At 37.1% G+C, this 17,731-nt stretch carries 17 protein-coding genes; 4 read left to right on the forward strand and 13 right to left on the reverse strand.

The window, feature by feature from the left end:
• Positions 1-15 precede the first annotated feature (15 nt).
• Positions 16-255, reverse strand: coding sequence for a hypothetical protein (locus V7097_RS01890; protein ID WP_335701886.1), 240 nt, complete (start codon positions 253-255; stop codon positions 16-18).
• A gap of 261 nt (positions 256-516) precedes the next feature.
• Between V7097_RS01890 and V7097_RS01895 the strand changes: the two genes are divergently transcribed.
• Positions 517-897 (forward strand): thioredoxin domain-containing protein, encoded by a 381-nt coding sequence (locus tag V7097_RS01895; protein ID WP_335701887.1) that lies wholly within the window; start codon positions 517-519, stop codon positions 895-897.
• Between the two features lie 38 nt (positions 898-935).
• On the opposite strand, the gene lpdA is transcribed toward V7097_RS01895, so the two are convergent.
• The 5 genes from lpdA to V7097_RS01920 form a co-directional block, all read right to left on the reverse strand.
• Entirely contained in the window at positions 936-2,345 is a 1,410-nt protein-coding gene (lpdA, locus tag V7097_RS01900; protein ID WP_335701888.1) for a dihydrolipoyl dehydrogenase, read from the reverse strand.
• A gap of 6 nt (positions 2,346-2,351) precedes the next feature.
• The gene (locus V7097_RS01905) at positions 2,352-3,647 is read right to left on the reverse strand and encodes a dihydrolipoamide acetyltransferase family protein (protein ID WP_335701889.1); all 1,296 of its coding nucleotides are present in this window, start codon (positions 3,645-3,647) and stop codon (positions 2,352-2,354) included.
• Between the two features lie 193 nt (positions 3,648-3,840).
• Positions 3,841-4,818 carry an alpha-ketoacid dehydrogenase subunit beta gene (locus tag V7097_RS01910; RefSeq protein ID WP_335701890.1) on the reverse strand — a complete coding sequence of 326 codons (978 nt, stop codon included), beginning with the start codon at positions 4,816-4,818 and terminating at the stop codon, positions 3,841-3,843.
• Positions 4,819-4,821: 3 nt separating this feature from the next.
• The gene (gene pdhA, locus V7097_RS01915; protein WP_335701891.1) at positions 4,822-5,931 is read right to left on the reverse strand and encodes a pyruvate dehydrogenase (acetyl-transferring) E1 component subunit alpha; all 1,110 of its coding nucleotides are present in this window, start codon (positions 5,929-5,931) and stop codon (positions 4,822-4,824) included.
• 529 nt (positions 5,932-6,460) lie between these two features.
• Positions 6,461-7,132: a YkyA family protein gene (locus V7097_RS01920; protein WP_335701892.1), complete on the reverse strand. Its 672-nt coding sequence runs from the start codon at positions 7,130-7,132 to the stop codon at positions 6,461-6,463.
• A gap of 201 nt (positions 7,133-7,333) precedes the next feature.
• Here V7097_RS01920 and def point away from each other — a divergent pair, with 201 nt between their 5' ends.
• The 3 genes from def (at position 7,334) to rnjA (ending at position 10,297) form a co-directional block, all read left to right on the forward strand.
• Complete coding sequence (def, locus tag V7097_RS01925; protein ID WP_335701893.1) at positions 7,334-7,885, forward strand: peptide deformylase; 552 nt, start codon at positions 7,334-7,336, stop codon at positions 7,883-7,885.
• 528 nt (positions 7,886-8,413) lie between these two features.
• A complete protein-coding gene (locus V7097_RS01930; protein WP_335701894.1) occupies positions 8,414-8,623 on the forward strand; it encodes a DNA-dependent RNA polymerase subunit epsilon in 210 nt (69 codons plus the stop codon).
• 6 nt (positions 8,624-8,629) lie between these two features.
• Complete coding sequence (gene rnjA / locus V7097_RS01935) at positions 8,630-10,297, forward strand: ribonuclease J1 (protein ID WP_335701895.1); 1,668 nt, start codon at positions 8,630-8,632, stop codon at positions 10,295-10,297.
• Positions 10,298-10,434: 137 nt separating this feature from the next.
• Here the strand turns inward: rnjA and V7097_RS01940 are convergent, their stop codons facing one another.
• From V7097_RS01940 to V7097_RS01970, 7 genes are all read right to left on the reverse strand, one after another.
• Entirely contained in the window at positions 10,435-11,100 is a 666-nt protein-coding gene (locus tag V7097_RS01940) for a potassium channel family protein (RefSeq protein ID WP_335701896.1), read from the reverse strand.
• 131 nt (positions 11,101-11,231) lie between these two features.
• Positions 11,232-13,049, reverse strand: a complete 1,818-nt coding sequence (locus tag V7097_RS01945; protein WP_335701897.1) for an ABC transporter ATP-binding protein — start codon at positions 13,047-13,049, stop codon at positions 11,232-11,234.
• A 14-nt stretch (positions 13,050-13,063) separates the two neighbouring features.
• Positions 13,064-14,818 carry an ABC transporter ATP-binding protein gene (locus V7097_RS01950; RefSeq protein ID WP_335701898.1) on the reverse strand — a complete coding sequence of 585 codons (1,755 nt, stop codon included), beginning with the start codon at positions 14,816-14,818 and terminating at the stop codon, positions 13,064-13,066.
• Positions 14,819-15,455: 637 nt separating this feature from the next.
• On the reverse strand, positions 15,456-15,704 hold the full coding sequence (locus V7097_RS01955) for a YkuS family protein (protein WP_335701899.1): 249 nt from the start codon (positions 15,702-15,704) through the stop codon (positions 15,456-15,458).
• A 93-nt stretch (positions 15,705-15,797) separates the two neighbouring features.
• On the reverse strand, positions 15,798-16,676 hold the full coding sequence (locus V7097_RS01960; protein ID WP_335701900.1) for a LysR family transcriptional regulator: 879 nt from the start codon (positions 16,674-16,676) through the stop codon (positions 15,798-15,800).
• Positions 16,677-16,791: 115 nt separating this feature from the next.
• Positions 16,792-17,229, reverse strand: coding sequence for a cyclic-di-AMP-binding protein CbpB (gene cbpB / locus V7097_RS01965; RefSeq protein ID WP_335701901.1), 438 nt, complete (start codon positions 17,227-17,229; stop codon positions 16,792-16,794).
• A 184-nt stretch (positions 17,230-17,413) separates the two neighbouring features.
• Entirely contained in the window at positions 17,414-17,650 is a 237-nt protein-coding gene (locus V7097_RS01970; protein ID WP_121445041.1) for a YkuJ family protein, read from the reverse strand.
• Positions 17,651-17,731 lie beyond the last annotated feature (81 nt).

Consider the following 17,731-nt stretch of genomic DNA (forward strand, 5'->3'; position numbering starts at 1 on the left):
CAAGATGTGGTCTATTTATGTCATGGCCCAAAACACTCTTTCAAACGAAAAAAAACAAATAAACGAGATAAAAGTGATAAGAAAAGATCCTTTTCGTGTCAAACCGATTTTGTTAGCGATTAAGAATGCGACATAACAAAAGATAATCAATAATATTACTTTTGAAAGTAGGCTGTCGGAGCCTGATAGCCATGTTACCATTGAAAAAGCACTCCATATTAAAACTTGAATCAAACCAATTACATATACCTTCATGAAGAAACTCCCCTTTACCTCCAGGTCATAATTTACCTCCAGGTCATATGCTTGTCTTCTATAAATTTTTTTTACTATATTAATTAATATGCACAGAAAGATGGTAGTATTTTTCATTTTTGTAACAAATCGATGACATTGGAAAGAATTTTTAGAATACATGATAAAATGAATTGAAATGAAAAAATAGGTGTTTTGTATTATTTAAATTAGATGTAAAGACCTATACATTTGACTATAATATGGAAGAGTGATTATAAAATGAAAGCATATATGCTAATCATACTTTCTTTTTTAATTCTTTCCTCGTGTTCTTTGTACAATGCACAGCCACTAATACCGGAATCCGATGAAAAACAAATTATCTTTTTTTCAGATGAGGATAATCTTCGTAATGAAAGCAGCTACTACGACGCTTTATTAGAGCTAAAAAATAAATTTCCAGATGAAATTGCAAATATGAAGGTCGTTTCTTCTGAAGATAATAGACTTTATACGAAATATCAAATAGAGGAATATCCATCTTTATTAATCGTTCAGCAAGATAAAGTCCTTGAGAAAATAGAAGGAAATATGGACAAAGACGAAATCATCACTCCTCTGGAAAATGTATTATCATCTTCAAGTTCAAAAAAATATTAACAAAAAATCGCCCCAAAGGAGCGATTTTTTTGTATCTATTATTTTACAATATGAATTGGAGTTCCAAGAGCAACTTCTGCTGCTTCCATTGTAATTTCACCAAGTGTTGGGTGAGCGTGAATGGTCATTGCAATATCTTCTGCTGTCATTCCAGCTTCAACAGCAAGACCTAATTCAGAAATAATATCTGATGCACTTTCACCAGCTACTTGAGCACCAATTAGAAGTCCATCTTCTTTACGAGTAATGAGCTTCACAAAACCATCAGTAGCTTCAAGAGCAAGCGCACGACCGTTTGCTGCATATGGGAACTTAGAAGCTACGATTTCAATTCCTTCGTCTTTAGCTTGTTGCTCAGTATAACCAACAGTAGCAAGCTCAGGCTCAGTGAACACTACAGCAGGAATTCCTAAGTAGTCAATTTCGGAAGGCTCTCCAGCAATAGCTTCTGCTGCAATTTTACCTTCATACGATGCTTTGTGTGCTAATTGAGGACCAGGAACAATATCGCCGATTGCATAAATATTGCTTACACTCGTACGGCATTGCTTATCAATTTCAATAACGCCTCTATCACTCATTTTAACACCTGCAAGGTCTAAACCAAGCTCATCAGTATTAGGGCGACGTCCAACCATTACGAATACATAATCTGCATCGATTGATTGTTCTTCACCTTTCACTTCATACTTCACTGTTACACCATTTTCAGTTTCTTCAACACCTTTAGCTAATGCCTTAGTGATGATTTCTGCACCTTTTTTCTTTAGGTTCTTCTTCACAAGTGCAGTCATTTGCTTTTCAAAACCAAGAAGAATGTCATCTGCTCCTTCAAGGATTGTTACTTGTGTTCCAAAGTTAGCATAAGCACCACCAAGCTCAAGACCGATAACACCGCCGCCGATAACAACGATTTTTTCTGGTACTTCTTGAAGTCCTAATGCACCTGTTGAATCAAGTACACGTTTTGAATATTTAAAGGATGGTATCTCAATTGGACGAGATCCAGTAGCAATAATTGCATTTTTGAAATTGTAAGTTTGTGCTGAGTTTTCGCTCATTACACGTAAAGAGTTTGCATCAACAAAGTATGCTTCCCCTTGAACATAGTCAACTTTATTACCTTTTAAAAGTCCAGATACTCCACCAGTTAATTTCTTTACAACACCATCTTTAAATGCTTGAACCTTAGAAAAATCAAGAGTAACATTTTCAACTTTGATTCCCATTGATTCAGAATTTTTAGCTGTGTCATAACGGTGTCCTGCGGAGATTAATGCCTTTGATGGAATACATCCAACGTTAAGACAAACACCGCCAACAGTAGCTTTCTCTACGATGGTAACCTTTTGTCCTAGTTGCGCTGCACGGATAGCCGCAACATAACCACCAGGGCCGGAACCAATTACTATTGTGTCTGTTTCGATTGGGAAATCTCCTACTACCATTTTTTATTACGCCTCCATTAATAATAATTGTGGGTCATTTAACAAGCGTTTAATTTGGTTGAGTGCGTTTTGAGCGGTAGCACCATCAATCATACGGTGATCAAAGCTTAATGATACAGCAAGTACTGGAGCTACAACAATTTCACCGTTTTTCACAACCGGTTTTTCAGCAATACGACCAATTCCTAAGATTGCAACCTCAGGATGGTTAATAACAGGAGTGAACCATTGTCCGCCTGCTGACCCAATATTGCTTATTGTACATGATGCACCTTTCATTTCATCAGGAGCAAGCTTACCGTCACGAGCCTTACCTGCTAGTTCATTAATTTCATTTGAAATTGTGAAAATTGATTTACGATCTGCATCCTTAACAACTGGTACGAGAAGACCTCTATCTGTATCAGCTGCGATACCGATATTGTAGTAATGCTTATGAATAATCTCATCAGTTGCATCATCAAGTGATGTATTTAATGCAGGGAATTCACGTAATGCCGATGTTAACGCCTTAACCACATATGGAAGGTATGTTAATTTAACACCTTTTTCAGCTGCAACTGCTTTAAATTTCTTACGGTGTGCAACCAATTCTGTAACATCAACTTCGTCCATTAATGTAACATGTGGCGCTGTATGTTTTGAGTTCACCATTGCTTTAGCAATTGCTTTACGGATTCCACTCATCTTTTCACGAGTCTCTGGATACTGACCAGCAGGAATTGGTTGTTTCGCAGGAGCTTTTGCTGCCTCTTGGGTAGCTGCTTGTGGAGCTTCAGTTGCTTGAGCCTCTGGAACAGCAGTTGCACCACCAGAAAGGAATGCATCAATATCCGACTTCATTATTCTACCATTATCACCACTGCCTGCAACCTTTTTGATATCAATGCCTTTTTCACGTGCATATTTACGAACTGAAGGCATTGCAATGATGCGACGATTTTCATCAACATCTGCTGCTGGTGCAGTTGCTTCTGGTGCAGCCGCAGTTGGTTGTTCTGCCACGGCTTCTTGTTTAGGAGCTTCGTCAGACTCATCACCTTTAAATTGAATGTCCTCATATCCAGGAGCATCAAATTTAATTAGTGTATCACCTACAATTGCAACAGTTCCTTCCTCTACAAGTACATCTAGTACTTTACCTTTAACAGGAGAAGGGATTTCTACTACTGCTTTATCATTTTGAACCTCACAAAGCACATCGTCCTCATTAACTTCATCGCCTGGTTTTACAAACCATTTTACGATTTCACCTTCATGGATACCTTCACCGATATCTGGCAGCTTAAATTCAAATGCCACGGTTTTCGCCTCCTAAATAATTAGTTTCATAATCCCCCACTTATAAGGAGAGGGACTTCATCTGAATAAAATTAAATATGCCTTGGCGTACGACTCTACATATGATGATGTAACTCTTATCTCGTACACCAAAGGCTTTTTCGTCTTCACAAGGGATTTTAGTTCCCTTTCAATGTGTATATAAGTTATATAATTAGAAGTTCAATACTTTCTTAGCTGTTTCGATTACATCCTTAAAGTTTGGTAACCAAACTGATTCTGCTTGTGAGAATGGATATACTGTATCAGGTGCAGTTACACGTAATACAGGAGCTTCTAAACTTAAGATTGCGCGGTCATTGATTTCAGCAACTACGTTCGCTGCAATACCAGCTTGTTTTTGTGCCTCTTGAACAACGATTGCTCTTCCAGTTTTTTCAACAGAAGCAATGATTGTTGGAATATCTATCGGGCTTACAGTACGAAGGTCAATAACCTCTGCAGATACGCCTTCTTTTTCTAATTCTGTAGCAGCTTTTAAGCATTCATGTACCATCGCACCATAAGAAATCATAGTAAGATCTGTACCTTCACGCTTCACTTCTGCTTTTCCTAGCTCAATTGTGTATTCACCCTCAGGTACTTCCTGACGGAAAGAACGATAAAGCTTCATGTGCTCAAGGAAGATAACCGGGTCATTGTCACGGATTGCAGAAATTAAAAGTCCTTTTGCATCATATGGAGTTGATGGAATAACAACCTTTAATCCTGGTTGTTGTGCCATTAGCCCCTCTAAGCTATCAGCATGAAGTTCTGGTGTATGTACACCACCACCAAATGGTGAGCGAATTGTCACAGGAGCAGTATAGCGTCCTCCTGAACGATATCGCATACGTGCTAATTGACCGCTTATGGAATCAATAACCTCATAGACAAATCCAAAGAACTGAATTTCTGGAACTGGACGGTAGCCTTCTAAGCTCAGACCAACTGCAAGCCCACCAATACCTGATTCAGCAAGTGGCGTATCAAATACACGATCTTCACCGAATTCAGCCTGCAGACCTTCAGTAGCACGGAACACACCGCCGTTAACACCAACGTCTTCTCCAAAAACTAAGACATTTGGGTCATTTTTTAATTCTGTGCGTAACGCATCAGTGATTGCTTGAATCATTGTCATTTGCGCCATGGCTTACTTCGACTCCTTCGCTTTATAGATTTCCATTTGCTCCTCTAAATTTTGAGGAAGCTCTTCGAACATATGTGAAATAAGGTCAGTAACCTTTTGTTTTGGTTGTTCATCTGCTTTTTTGATTGCGTTCTTGATATCTTCTTTCGCTTCTTCAATCACTTGGTTTTCTAATTCTTCATTCCAAATACCTTTACCTTCAAGGTACTTACGGAAACGAACGAGTGGATCTTTCTTTTCCCATTCATTGTCAAGCTCAGACGTACGGTATCTAGTTGGGTCATCCCCAGCCATTGTATGTGGACCATAACGATAAGTCATAGTCTCAATAAGTGTTGGACCATCACCATTAACTGCGCGATCACGAGCTTCTTTAGTAGCAACATAAACAGCAAGTGGATCCATTCCATCAACTTGAATTCCAGGAATACCAGCTGCTACAGCTTTTTGAGCTAAAGTATGAGCTGCTGATTGTTTTTCAACTGGTGTAGAAATGGCAAAACGGTTGTTTTGAACAATAAAAATTGCCGGTGCTTTAAATGCTCCTGCAAAGTTAATTCCTTCATAGAAATCACCTTGTGAAGTACCACCGTCACCAGTATAAGTAATAGCAACTGATTTTTTGCCACGTTTCTTCATACCTAATGCAACACCAGCACACTGTATGTATTGTGCTCCAATGATAATTTGTGGAGAAATTACATTTACTCCTTCAGGCATTTGGTTTCCATGGAAGTGTCCACGTGAAAATAAGAATGCTTGATATAATGGTAATCCATGCCACACGATTTGAGGTACATCACGGTAACCTGGTAAAATAAAATCTTCTTTTTCTAAAGCAAATTGAGATGCAAGTTGCGATGCTTCTTGACCAGCAGTAGGTGCATAGAAACCTAAACGCCCTTGACGGTTTAATGAAATAGAACGTTGGTCAAGGATTCGTGTATAGACCATTCTTCTCATTAATTCTTTTAATTGATCATCACTTAAATCAGGAACAGCAGCTTTATTTACTACTTCTCCTTCTTCATTTAAGATCTGAAACATAGGAAAGTTTTCCGCAACCTTATTCAGTTGCCCTTGTAAATCAAAGACATTTGCTTTTACAGCCATCTTCTTCTCGCTTCCTTTCTTACCCTATTTTCTTTAATCAATGCGCCTTAGTGCTTTTCACGAAAGGTGCTTTAACTTCATTGTGGCAAAATAGCCATTTATAAAGTTAAGAATGATACAAAACATACAGCATTAGGTTACCCAAAAATATATCTTTTCAAAGACATTTTTTATCCATATGGATATGGTCTTTAGATGTAATGACTTTAATTAATGCTCGAAAAGGATATTCTGATTCCTAAATGAAGCTGTATTAATTATTTTGGTAAAGCAATTAATACAACTGCTCTCTATCCATTTCCAAGTTTACAACAATGAAAGTAAGTCGTCAAATTGTTTGTTTACTGTTTTATTTCTTGTCCACAATTTTTTTAAACTTTACACTTTTACCCATTTTAAAAAACTGTACCAGTACACATTTGTCATCTGTATTATAAAAAATAAATTCGCATAAACTTTTTTCAGTAGAAACCTTAAAAAAGCCGTTAGAAAAGGACTACCAGCATTGGCAGCCCTTTCATCACGTGTATTATTGTTCCTCTTTAAAAACAACTTCTAGTCCAGCATTTTTATAAAATGAAACCTTTGCATTGTTGTATTGGTCTGTCAATTTATTAAAAGTATCATTTGCTGAAGTAACTTTCGTATATGTCTCATTTATTTTTTTGATTTGTGCATCAAGTTCATCTCTTTTTAAATCCTTGTTTTTAAACATCTCATATAACTCTCGATCATATAGGATAGATTCATTATATGAATTATATAACTCTTCATAGCTGTCATAGCGCTGATTCATCAACGATATTAAAGCATTTGCCTCTTCCTTAACACTTTCTTCTTTAATCTCGGAAATATAGGAATCAATTTTTTGAAATTCCTTTTTCGAGGCTTTGATACTTTCGTGTTCATTGTTAATTCTTTTTTCGCGATCAGCAACAATAGTTAGAGCATCATTAGACAACGAAACGATTTGATCAAATTCTTTCATTCCTAAAGTTAAAATTTTATCGTAAAGCTCTTTTTCTTTCTTCTCTAGCTCCACTAATGGATCTTGTTGTTCTTCAAAGTCCTTTTCAACTGAAACCACTTTTTCTAATGTCTCATAAATTTGTTCTTCAGGTGACGGTCCACCCGTACATCCAATTAAGAGAAAAACCAAACAAGTTAAAACAAATGATAGTTTAAACATTTTATTTTTCACGATCTGCTCCCCCTTAGCTACTTACAATATACTATATAATAAGTTGTTTTCATAACATAAATTTATGGTTTATTTTATTTTTAATTTATGCGTTTGTCCATGCTTTAGAACAACGCTGAAACTCTACTTTTGTATTTCAAATTGATGTGACCTTTGTTAAACTTAAACTACAAAAAGCATCAAGATCAGGAAGTGATAATTATGATTACAATGGATGATATAATCCGTGAAGGTCACCCTACATTACAGCAGGTTGCAAAAGAAGTTGCTTTACCTGCATCAGCTGAAGACCGAAAAACTTTGGAAGAGCTTATTGAATATGTAAAAAACAGCCAGGACCCAGAAATTGCTGAAAAATATGGACTAAGACCTGGAATTGGGCTTGCTGCGCCACAGATTAATGTGTCAAAACGAATGATTGCTGTGCACCTTAGTGAAGATGATGTGCTCTATAGCTATGCTCTTTTCAATCCAAGGATCATTAGTCATTCAGTTAAGAAGAGTTATTTAACAGCCGGTGAAGGATGCTTATCTGTTGACCGAGCAGTTCTAGGCTATGTACCTCGTTATGCAAAAATCAAGGTAAAAGGAATCAATTTAGATGGAGAGGAAGTCATTGTAGAGCTTAAAGGTCTTCCAGCTATTTGTTTTCAGCACGAGATCGACCATTTAAATGGGGTTATGTTTTATGACCATATTAATAGTGAAGATCCGTTTGCTGAACCAGAAAATGCAATTCCAATTGAACGCTAACTTGTGAGTATCGATGTGCAAGCATGTCGGTGCTTTTTTAATAGCTTCCATTAATTTGCCATGATAATCATGGCCTTTTATTCGCATACTAAAGACAAACTTATAACAAACGCATCGTTTATTAAATGTTTAAAGTCTAAGGAATAAGGAGATGATAGTCATGCTAAAAAAGTTACGGAAAAAATTATTAAAGCAGTGGCAGGATTTATTAAAAAGGAAGACGATTGCATAGTCCAATAGACAGCAATATAGAGCCCTTCGTTTTTTCGGAGGGCTCGTTATGTACTAACATTTATATTAATGCTATAATTCATTTTTAGGCGTACGGTGCATTGGACTCCATTTCCAAACGGTATTATCCGAAAAGTCATAGTCTTTGCCTCTACTTCACCCTCTCTTTTTACCTATTAAGAATACATTCGATAAGAATTATTTAGGAAAAGAAAGAAAAAACATGAAAATCATGTTATATTTTTATATAATAGAAAAAGTTACTCTAACTTTCGGAAATTAAGGAGAGATTTGGCAATGATTTTTAAAGTTTACTATCAAGAAGAAGCTTATGAAGTTCCTGTAAGAGAAAATACAAAAACGATTTATCTTGAAGCAGAATCTCAAGTTGAGGTGCGCCAAAAATTAAAGGAACGGAAAATTAATATTGAATATATTCAAAAGGTGGAAGGTGCCTATCTTGAATATGAAAAACTAAATGAAGATTATAAAGTATTGGAGATTTGATGAATTATGAAATTTGTTAAGAACGATCAAACAGCTGTTTTCGCCTTAGGTGGACTTGGGGAAATCGGTAAAAACACTTATGGCGTACAGTTTCAGGATGAAATCATCCTGATCGATGCTGGAATTAAGTTTCCAGAGGACGAGCTGTTGGGAATCGACTATGTTATTCCTGATTACAGCTATCTTGTTAAGAACGAAGAAAAAATTAAGGGGTTATTTATCACCCATGGCCATGAGGACCATATTGGTGGAATTCCCTATTTACTTCGCGAAATTAATGTACCGATTTACGGAGGAAAGCTTGCCCTAGGTTTAATTCGAAACAAGTTAGAAGAGCATGGGCTACTCCGTCAGGCAAAGCTAATCGAAATAAAAGAAGAAGACATCATTAAGTTCCGTAAGACATCGGTTACTTTTTTCAGAACAACACATAGTATCCCTGATTCATATGGAATTGTCGTTAAGACTCCTCCAGGGCAAATCGTACATACAGGAGATTTCAAGTTTGATTTCACACCTGTTGGGGAGCCTGCTAACCTACAAAAAATGGCGGAAATCGGCAAAGATGGGGTATTATGTTTACTTTCCGATAGTACAAATGCTGAAATACCTCATTTCACAATGTCCGAAAGACGCGTAGGCGAAAGTATACAGGATATTTTCCGTACGGTAGATGGTCGAATCATTTTCGCTACTTTCGCATCCAATATTCATCGTCTACAACAAGTGGTTGAAGCCGCTGTTCAAAACGATCGAAAAATTGCAGTTTTCGGAAGAAGTATGGAATCCGCGATCACAATTGGATATGATCTCGGTTATATTCAATGTCCGAAAGACACTTTTGTGGATGCCAATCAAATCAACCGCCTTCCTGCTAATAAAGTGGTTATTCTATGTACAGGAAGCCAAGGTGAATCAATGGCAGCCCTTTCAAGAATCGCGAATGGTACACATCGACAAGTTCAAATCATCCCTGGGGATACAGTCGTATTTTCATCGTCTCCTATTCCAGGGAATACACTGAGTGTTAGTCGAATTATTAATATGCTTTATCGTGCAGGTGCCGATGTAATCCACGGACCATTAAGTAATATTCATACATCTGGTCATGGTGGTCAAGAGGAGCAAAAATTAATGCTTCGCCTTATGCAACCAAAATACTTTATGCCAATTCACGGGGAATATCGGATGCAAGTCATGCATTCTAAATCTGCTGTAGATTGTGGTGTATATGAGGAAAATTGCTTTATTATGGATAATGGCGAGGTTCTTGCGTTAAGTGAGAATGAAGCCTCTGTAGCTGGTAAGATTCCGTCAGGTAATGTGTACATCGATGGTAGTGGTATTGGTGATATTGGAAATATCGTATTACGCGACCGCCGCATTCTTTCAGAAGAAGGACTTGTCATTGTTGTGGTAAGTATTAATATGAAGGACTTTAAAATTGCTGCAGGACCTGATTTGATTTCCCGTGGATTCGTGTATATGCGTGAGTCTGGAGATTTAATCAATGATGCGCAAAGTCTGATTTCGAAGCATTTAAATAAAGTAATGGAGCGTCGTACTACGCAATGGTCTGAGATTAAAAATGAAATCACAGATACGCTTGCTCCTTTCCTATATGAGAAGACAAAACGCCGTCCGATGATTTTACCAATTATTATGGAGGTATAATTCGGTCTCATTTAACCTTATATTCAATGTTGATCTCCCACTGAGGCTTCCTCAGTGGGTTTTTGATGTGACAAAGCACGGCGCCCGCCTCGAACTAGACTTAGGAAACAATTAAAAAAACGCCTCAAATGAGACGTTTATTCTTCGATTAGGTTTTTTTCGAAACGGCTGATGTCTGTATCAGCTCCGATAATGATTAGAATATCTCCCTTATGGATTTGCTCGGTTGCTTGTGGAGATACAATAATATTCTTTCCTCTTTTCATTGCTACAATATTTACCCCATATTTGGCACGGACATCTAATTCAATTAAAGATTTCCCATCAATTTTCCGCCCTGCCACAATTTCAATAATACTATGCTCATCTGATAGCTCCAAATAATCTAATACATTATTCGAAATGATATTATGGGCAATTCGTTTTCCCATATCACGTTCTGGGTGAACAATGCGATCTGCTCCAATTTTACTTAGGATTTTCTCATGGTAATCGTTTTGAGCTTTTACCCAAATTTGTTTAACCCCTAATTCCTTCACAATAATCGTTGTTAATATACTTGCCTTCAGGTTATCCCCGATGGCTACAATGACAAGGTCGAAATTACGAATCCCAATACTTTTGAGAACGGATTCATCCGTAGAATCACCCACAACCGCATGAGAGGCTATTGCGTGATATTCATTCACTCTATCTTCATCTATGTCCATGGCCATGACTCTCATGCCTTCCTCACTCAATGCCCGGCATATACTACCTCCGAAACGACCAAGGCCAATGACCGCAAATTCCTTTTTTTTCACTATTATTCCCCCATCAATTTGATGATACCATTGATTGTAACACAACTAATTACCAATGTGGAACACCTAAAAAGCCTTACATAGACATAAAAAATGAAAGGACAAATTTAATCGTCCTTTCATTCTTTACCTTATATTGCTTCAAGCATTTTAAATTGTGCCTTTACTAAACCAAAATACACTCCTTGCTGTTTCATTAGTTCATCATGATTACCTTGCTCAATTATTTCACCATGATCTAATACGAAAATTTTCTCAGCTTCACGAATTGTTGAAAGTCTATGGGCGATGATGATTGCTGTCCGACCTTTTAATAACTGTTTTAATGCCTGTTGAATTTTCACTTCTGTTTCAGTATCAATACTTGCAGTTGCTTCATCTAGTATTAAAATTTTCGGGTCTGCCAGAAGTGCTCGGGCAAAGGATAACAATTGTCGTTCACCCACTGAGAGGATATTTCCTCTCTCCTCAACCTCTGTATCATATCCGTTAATAAGCTTCTCAATAAACTGATGAGCACCAACTGCTTTAGCAGCTGCCACTACGTCTTCATCAGATGCATCAGGTCGGCCAAAACGAATATTGTCTTTGATAGTACCTGAGAAAATGAAGGTATCCTGAAGTACTACACTAATCTGGGAACGCACACTTTGTAGCGATAATTCCTTAATATCAATTCCATCTATGCGAACTTCCCCACTCGTTGCATCGTAAAAACGACTTATTAGGTTTGCTATCGTTGTTTTACCTGAGCCGGTATGACCGACAAGCGCAACTGTTTGACCCGCTTCCATGGTTAAGGAAATACCTTTTAATGCTTTACGGCTATCGTCATATGAAAATTCAACCTTATTAAATTCAACCTTCCCTTTCATATCGGTTAAGTGAATCGCGTTTTCTTTTTCACCAACAATTGGCTTTTCATCGATAAATTCAAAAATCCGCTCAGAAGATGCCATACCTACTAATAGTTGATTATAAACCTGACCTAGGCGTGAAATTGGCTCCCAGAACATCCCTAGGTAAAAGGCAAAGGAAACAAATACCCCAACAGTTAATCCATTGTCCTGAATTAACATCGCCCCAAACCAAATTAGAATCGCAGTTCCAACCGCATTTGTCAGTTCAACAAACGGACGGAACATGGCATTTTTCTGGGTTGCAACTCTCCAGCTTTCAAAGTTTTCATTGTTAATACCATCAAAGAACTCGATATTTTCTTTTTCCTGGGTAAAGCCCTGCGTCACTCGTATCCCCTGAATACTTTCATTCAAATGTGAGTTAAGCATGGATTGTTTGATTCGTACTGTTTGCCATGATCTTCTGATATTTCTTCTTAATTTCGTCGTGATTAAAACCATCAGTGGCAGGATTATTAGAATTGCCAATGTTAGCTTTGGACTTAATCCAAAGAGAATAAAAATAACCCCAAATAAAAGAACAAAGTCCATTAATAGATTAATAACCCCATTTGTGAATAATTCCTGAAGAGAGTTTACATCATTAAGGATTCGAACTAATATGGAACCCGCTGATCGCTTATCAAAGAAGCGGTGTGAAAGCCCCTGAACATGTGTAAAAAGATGCTTTCGTAAATCGTATATAATATTTTGGCCTAGCATATTCGTCCATTTGATTCTAAAAATATTTGCCACATAATTGATTCCATATAACCCAGCAATCGTTAACACTAAAATAATCAATAAATTCGTATCTTTATTCGCAATTGCATGGTCAATCGTATACTTACCGATCAAAATAGGTGCGATTAACCTTACCGCAGTTGTAAGTAATACCATAATAATCGCCAGTGGTAATAGATTCTTAGTATATGGCTTCATGTACGTTAGCAATCTGAGCATTTGCTTCCAGTTAAACGGTTTTTCAATTACTTGATCACTTGAATAATGAAAACGATGTTTGATATCTTGTTTTTCTTCCTGGGACATTTAATTTCACCTACCTATCCGACTTGTGTCTGCAAGACCACTTTTTGATCCTTGTATTGAATTTCATAAATTCGTTGATATGGTCCCTCATTTTTCAATAATTTCTCATGAGTTCCACGTTCCACGATGACCCCATTTTCTAATACTAAAATTTCATCGGCATGTTTCAAGGAAGAGATTCGGTGGGCAATGATAAATGTTGTGCGCCCTTTCATGACTTCCTTTAAGTCCTTTTGAATCTGAAATTCTGTTTCCATATCCACCGCACTAGTGGCATCATCTAGAATTAAAATACTCGGGTCAATGCAAATGGACCTAGCAATTGCTATCCGTTGCTTTTGACCTCCTGATAATCCCATACCACGTTCGCCTAGCATCGTATCATAGCCATCTGGAAGCTCCATGATGAAATCATGTGCTTGTGCGCGTTTTGCTGCATCCATAATTTCTTCCATTGATGCATTTGGTCTACCATAGGCAATATTTGCACGAATTGTTGATGAGAATAAGAAAGATTCCTGCATTACAAAGCCAATATTGCTTCGTAATGTTTGAATGGAATAATCATTGACATCCTTACCATCAATGAATACTTCCCCTTTTACAGGCTCATAAAATCTCGTCATAAGCTGAGTAATACTTGTTTTTCCAGAGCCAGTTGCTCCAATTAAACCAATTACCTTGCCCGGTTCAGCTATAAATGAAATCGATTCAAGGGCTGCCTCATCATCCTCGGTATATTTTAAGGTGACATCTTTAAACTCAACATGCCCTTGTAACTTTTCTCTAGTTAGACAATCATGTCGGTCGGCAATTTTTTCATCTGTCTCAAGAATCTCTAAAAGTCTTTCTCCTGATGCTTTTGCTTGTGAAAACATATTGATAATAAATCCAAGGTTCATGATTGGATTAAGTAGGTACCATACTAAACTAAAAAAGGCGACAAGTTCACCGTGTGAAACCGCACCATCGATAACTAAATATCCCCCATACGATAGAAGTGCAACGACACAGACATTACCGATAAACTCCATTAACGGGAAGAACTTTGCCCAAATTTCTGAAGTAGCAAGGGTAACATCACGATAACCTTCATTGGAGCGATTAAACTTATGGATTTGATATTCCTCACGTGATAGTGATTTAACTGTATTTATTCCACTAATATTTTCCTGTACATTTGTATTCAAGCGGCCAAAGGTTTTTCGAACCTTTCGAAAGGCCGGGTGGACACGTTTGTCAAATCGATAGACAACAATTGCTAAAAAGGGCAATGCCATAATTGTCACTAAAGTAAGTGGAACTGAGTAAGAAAACATGACCACTAAACTAAAGATGATTAAAAGTGCAAAGCGAAGCAATTCCGCAAATCCAAAGGATAAAAAGAATCGTACCCCTTCAACATCAGCTGTAAGTCGTGACATGAGATCCCCTGTTTTCGCATTGTCATAGTAGCTAAATGATAAGCGTTGAAGCTTTTCATATAATGCATTTCTGACCTTATATACAGCTGTTATCCCAAATAAATCGCCTAGATACTGGTTGAAATATGTAGCTATCCCCTTAATAATCATGACCGCAATGAAACCTAGGGCAAGATATGGTACAAGCTGATAATTACCCGCTCGGAAAACCTCATCAATTGTTAACTGAAGCACAATTGGGTAAATAACTGTGATTCCTGTCACAAAAAACATTGCAAATAATGACCAGAAAAAATACTTACGATTCGGCCAATAAAACCCCTTTAATTTCTTAAAGGTCTCCATTAAATTCCCCCCTTGGTGTTTCCAAAAAACGTAATCCAATCAAATGCGCCTTGGCGTATTTGCGCCCAGATTTTTTCGAGCATGCTCGAAAACTTTCCATTGAAAATCTGTGGCATCCGCCGGAGGCTTAACCATTATTCAGCTCTTAAGCTGAATAATGGTTATACGTAACATATAATATATCGGTTTTCGAAATAAATTACTAGTGCATTTTTCTGAAAATGTTAAATTTTTTTAAAAGAGATAAAAACAAGACCAAGTCAAAAAAATGACCTGGTCTTGTTTGGATTGGAAAAAAACCCCTCAATCAAATGCGCGTATTTGCGCCCAATTTTTAGGCTCACAGGAANNTGCCACAGGAAGTGGCGTATTTAGTCTTTGATCTTACTGCGAGATACAGTGAAACTTCAATCGGTGGAATCTTTATCCCACAGATTGTTATTTGAACCAATCAGGCTTTTACTGGCAGTTGCCCTCCATGAGGGCTTAGTGCCAGTTAATGCTGGAAAGTTTCCACTGAAAAATCGTGCATCCGCCGGAGGCCTTAACTTTATTCAGTCGGGGTTCAACCCCCACTGAATAAAGTTAAAAAGACTAGGTGGTGACCTAGTCTCGTTTTTTCTTCTATCATTATCTTTTACGCTTGTCCTAAACGACTTTCTACTTCTTGACAAACCTCGTCAGCAGATAGTCCACTTGCTTCAATAACAGGACCTTTCATGACAGTATCAGCAATACCCATCACATTTGAATCTATGCCTGTAACAACGCAGCAGTCACAGTTTTGTGCATCACTTTCCTGTTTTAACTGAACAACTTCATAGCCTTTTTCTTGAAGAGCCTGCTGAACATTTGTTAGAGAGCCTTCAACTCCAATTTTCGCCATTAATCATCCACCTCCTCATATATGTAATTTGTCACAATCAGACTGTGATTATTCTACACATATTTGAAGATAGAATTTATTGGAAGTAGAAATTTATAAAGTATCCAGGTTTTCCTTTATCATTTCAACAAACGCTTGTACTTGCTTAAGTTCAAATGCATAATCATAGCCAACTAGCCATGTATCACGTTTCATTGGTTCATTGTTTTCATTCATTAACGGAATTTTATAGATGTTTTTCGTCTCTTCATCATTTAATGTGACTGAGGGCAAAATCGCATATCCTATTCCATTTAAAGTCATTTGTTTACATGTTTCAATTTGGTCAACCACAATTGTTCGGCGTGGTGTTGACTGAAAGGTGCGATGCCACCATTCCTGGATTTCTTGATAATAAGTTGAGTCACTTTTAAATTGAATAAACGGTCGATCGGTTTCCCATACCTGTTCAATTTTTTGGATTTCTTTATCAACCATATACATCGTATCCGTTAATAAATGGTGTTTTACACCCTTCCAGTCAGGCTTTCCACGAATGATACCAATATGTACAGTGTCATCATAGAGATTTTTTAAGATTTCACTACTCCAACCGGTAATTAATGAAATTTTTGCATGGGGGTATTTATTCACATATTTCTTTAAAACTTTCGGAAGCCAATTTTGTCCGATAATGGATGCACATGCAATTTTAAGAGTCCCATGCACTTCTTGATTAAGTCCCTGAAGCTGCTCTCTTATTTTCTCCTCTTTCTCTACAACCTCTTTTGCAAAATCAATAATCTTTTCTCCCGCCGGTGTTGGGGTTAGCCCTTTTTGGGATCGTATAAAAATTTTAGTATTCCATGCTTTTTCAATCGTTTGAAGACGTTGAGATAGTGCTGGCTGTGTCACAAATAAACGTTCTGAAGCTTTTCGCATATTTAATTCAGATGCAAGCACAACTAATAGTTGAAATTCGGAAAATTGCACACTCGTTCCTCCCTGACCTCGAGGTTAGTTTTACCTATAGTATAATTTATACAATACTTAATTACATTCTTTACAGAAAAATACCTCCACGTTAACTATGGAGGTATTTGAAACCTTATTTAATTTTAAGCTGTTTATTCAATTGTTTTAAAATTGCGCGACGGGTAAAAATACCCTCAAATACTAATTCATCATTTTCCACACAAACAAATGGGTTATCAATGACTAAATGAAGGCCTTTTAAGATATTGTCATTAAAGTTCAGCCGTGGGATCTCCCTGTTCATTACTTCTTCAACCTTCATTTTCTCTAGACGTTCAAATTCAATTCTTTCTAATCCGAGGATTGAGTCCAGGATATGGGTTGAGCTAATTAATCCGTGCAGCTTATACTTTGGGTCTAATACTGGAACGGCTGTATAACCGGTTTTCGTAAGAACTAAAAGTGCGTGCTCTAGACTATTTCCGATTTGAACATGAGCAACTTTATCTGCTGGAATAATCATGTCTTTAATTGTTGTTTCAAATAAATTTTCACTCTGAAGACCAAACATGTAAGCCTCACAACCTCACATCGTAATTATTTTTCATATATTACCAGTTTGCTATTATTAATGCTCCTCTTTTATCTTACCATAATTTTATGTGGATAACTTGTATTATTTAGCGTAGATTGTTTTGGAAGGATGCAGTAATAAGAAAAAGGTCCGGCAATGAACCGAACCTAAAAGAAAATGATTAACTAATTAAATCAAAAATTTCAATTGCAATCATATCAATATTATCGAATTGATATGTTTTAGGCTTTTCCCCTTGCTGGTATACTTCGAGTTCAAAAGTACTTGTTTTATTAAAATATTTTACACTGCACTTTCTTTCACCATTTACTTCAAAAAAACGTTGAGGGGGCTCCCCACCATTTGCATTTTCCTGAAGGCTTATAAGACGAGATATGATTCCTTGCAACTGTGACATAAGTGCCTCTCCTTTCATATGCATAAAGCCTATTTCATTTTAGGATTGAGCAATATCCATTCTTCTATCCACATTTTTCGA

It is taken from the genome of Bacillus sp. JJ1562, from assembly GCF_036962705.1.
In the GTDB taxonomy this organism is placed as follows: Bacteria; Bacillota; Bacilli; order Bacillales; family Bacillaceae_L; genus Ferdinandcohnia.

Coding starts and splice junctions, on each gene's coding strand:
- V7097_RS01890 (WP_335701886.1), bottom strand. CDS start 255: ATGAAGGTATATGTAATTGGTTTGATTCAAGTTTTAATATGGAGTGCT.
- V7097_RS01895 (WP_335701887.1), top strand. CDS start 517: ATGAAAGCATATATGCTAATCATACTTTCTTTTTTAATTCTTTCCTCG.
- lpdA (WP_335701888.1), bottom strand. CDS start 2,345: ATGGTAGTAGGAGATTTCCCAATCGAAACAGACACAATAGTAATTGGT.
- V7097_RS01910 (WP_335701890.1), bottom strand. CDS start 4,818: ATGGCGCAAATGACAATGATTCAAGCAATCACTGATGCGTTACGCACA.
- pdhA (WP_335701891.1), bottom strand. CDS start 5,931: ATGGCTGTAAAAGCAAATGTCTTTGATTTACAAGGGCAACTGAATAAG.
- def (WP_335701893.1), top strand. CDS start 7,334: ATGATTACAATGGATGATATAATCCGTGAAGGTCACCCTACATTACAG.
- V7097_RS01930 (WP_335701894.1), top strand. CDS start 8,414: ATGATTTTTAAAGTTTACTATCAAGAAGAAGCTTATGAAGTTCCTGTA.
- rnjA (WP_335701895.1), top strand. CDS start 8,630: ATGAAATTTGTTAAGAACGATCAAACAGCTGTTTTCGCCTTAGGTGGA.
- V7097_RS01945 (WP_335701897.1), bottom strand. CDS start 13,049: ATGTCCCAGGAAGAAAAACAAGATATCAAACATCGTTTTCATTATTCA.
- V7097_RS01950 (WP_335701898.1), bottom strand. CDS start 14,818: ATGGAGACCTTTAAGAAATTAAAGGGGTTTTATTGGCCGAATCGTAAG.
- V7097_RS01955 (WP_335701899.1), bottom strand. CDS start 15,704: ATGGCGAAAATTGGAGTTGAAGGCTCTCTAACAAATGTTCAGCAGGCT.
- cbpB (WP_335701901.1), bottom strand. CDS start 17,229: ATGTTTGGTCTTCAGAGTGAAAATTTATTTGAAACAACAATTAAAGAC.
- V7097_RS01970 (WP_121445041.1), bottom strand. CDS start 17,650: ATGTCACAGTTGCAAGGAATCATATCTCGTCTTATAAGCCTTCAGGAA.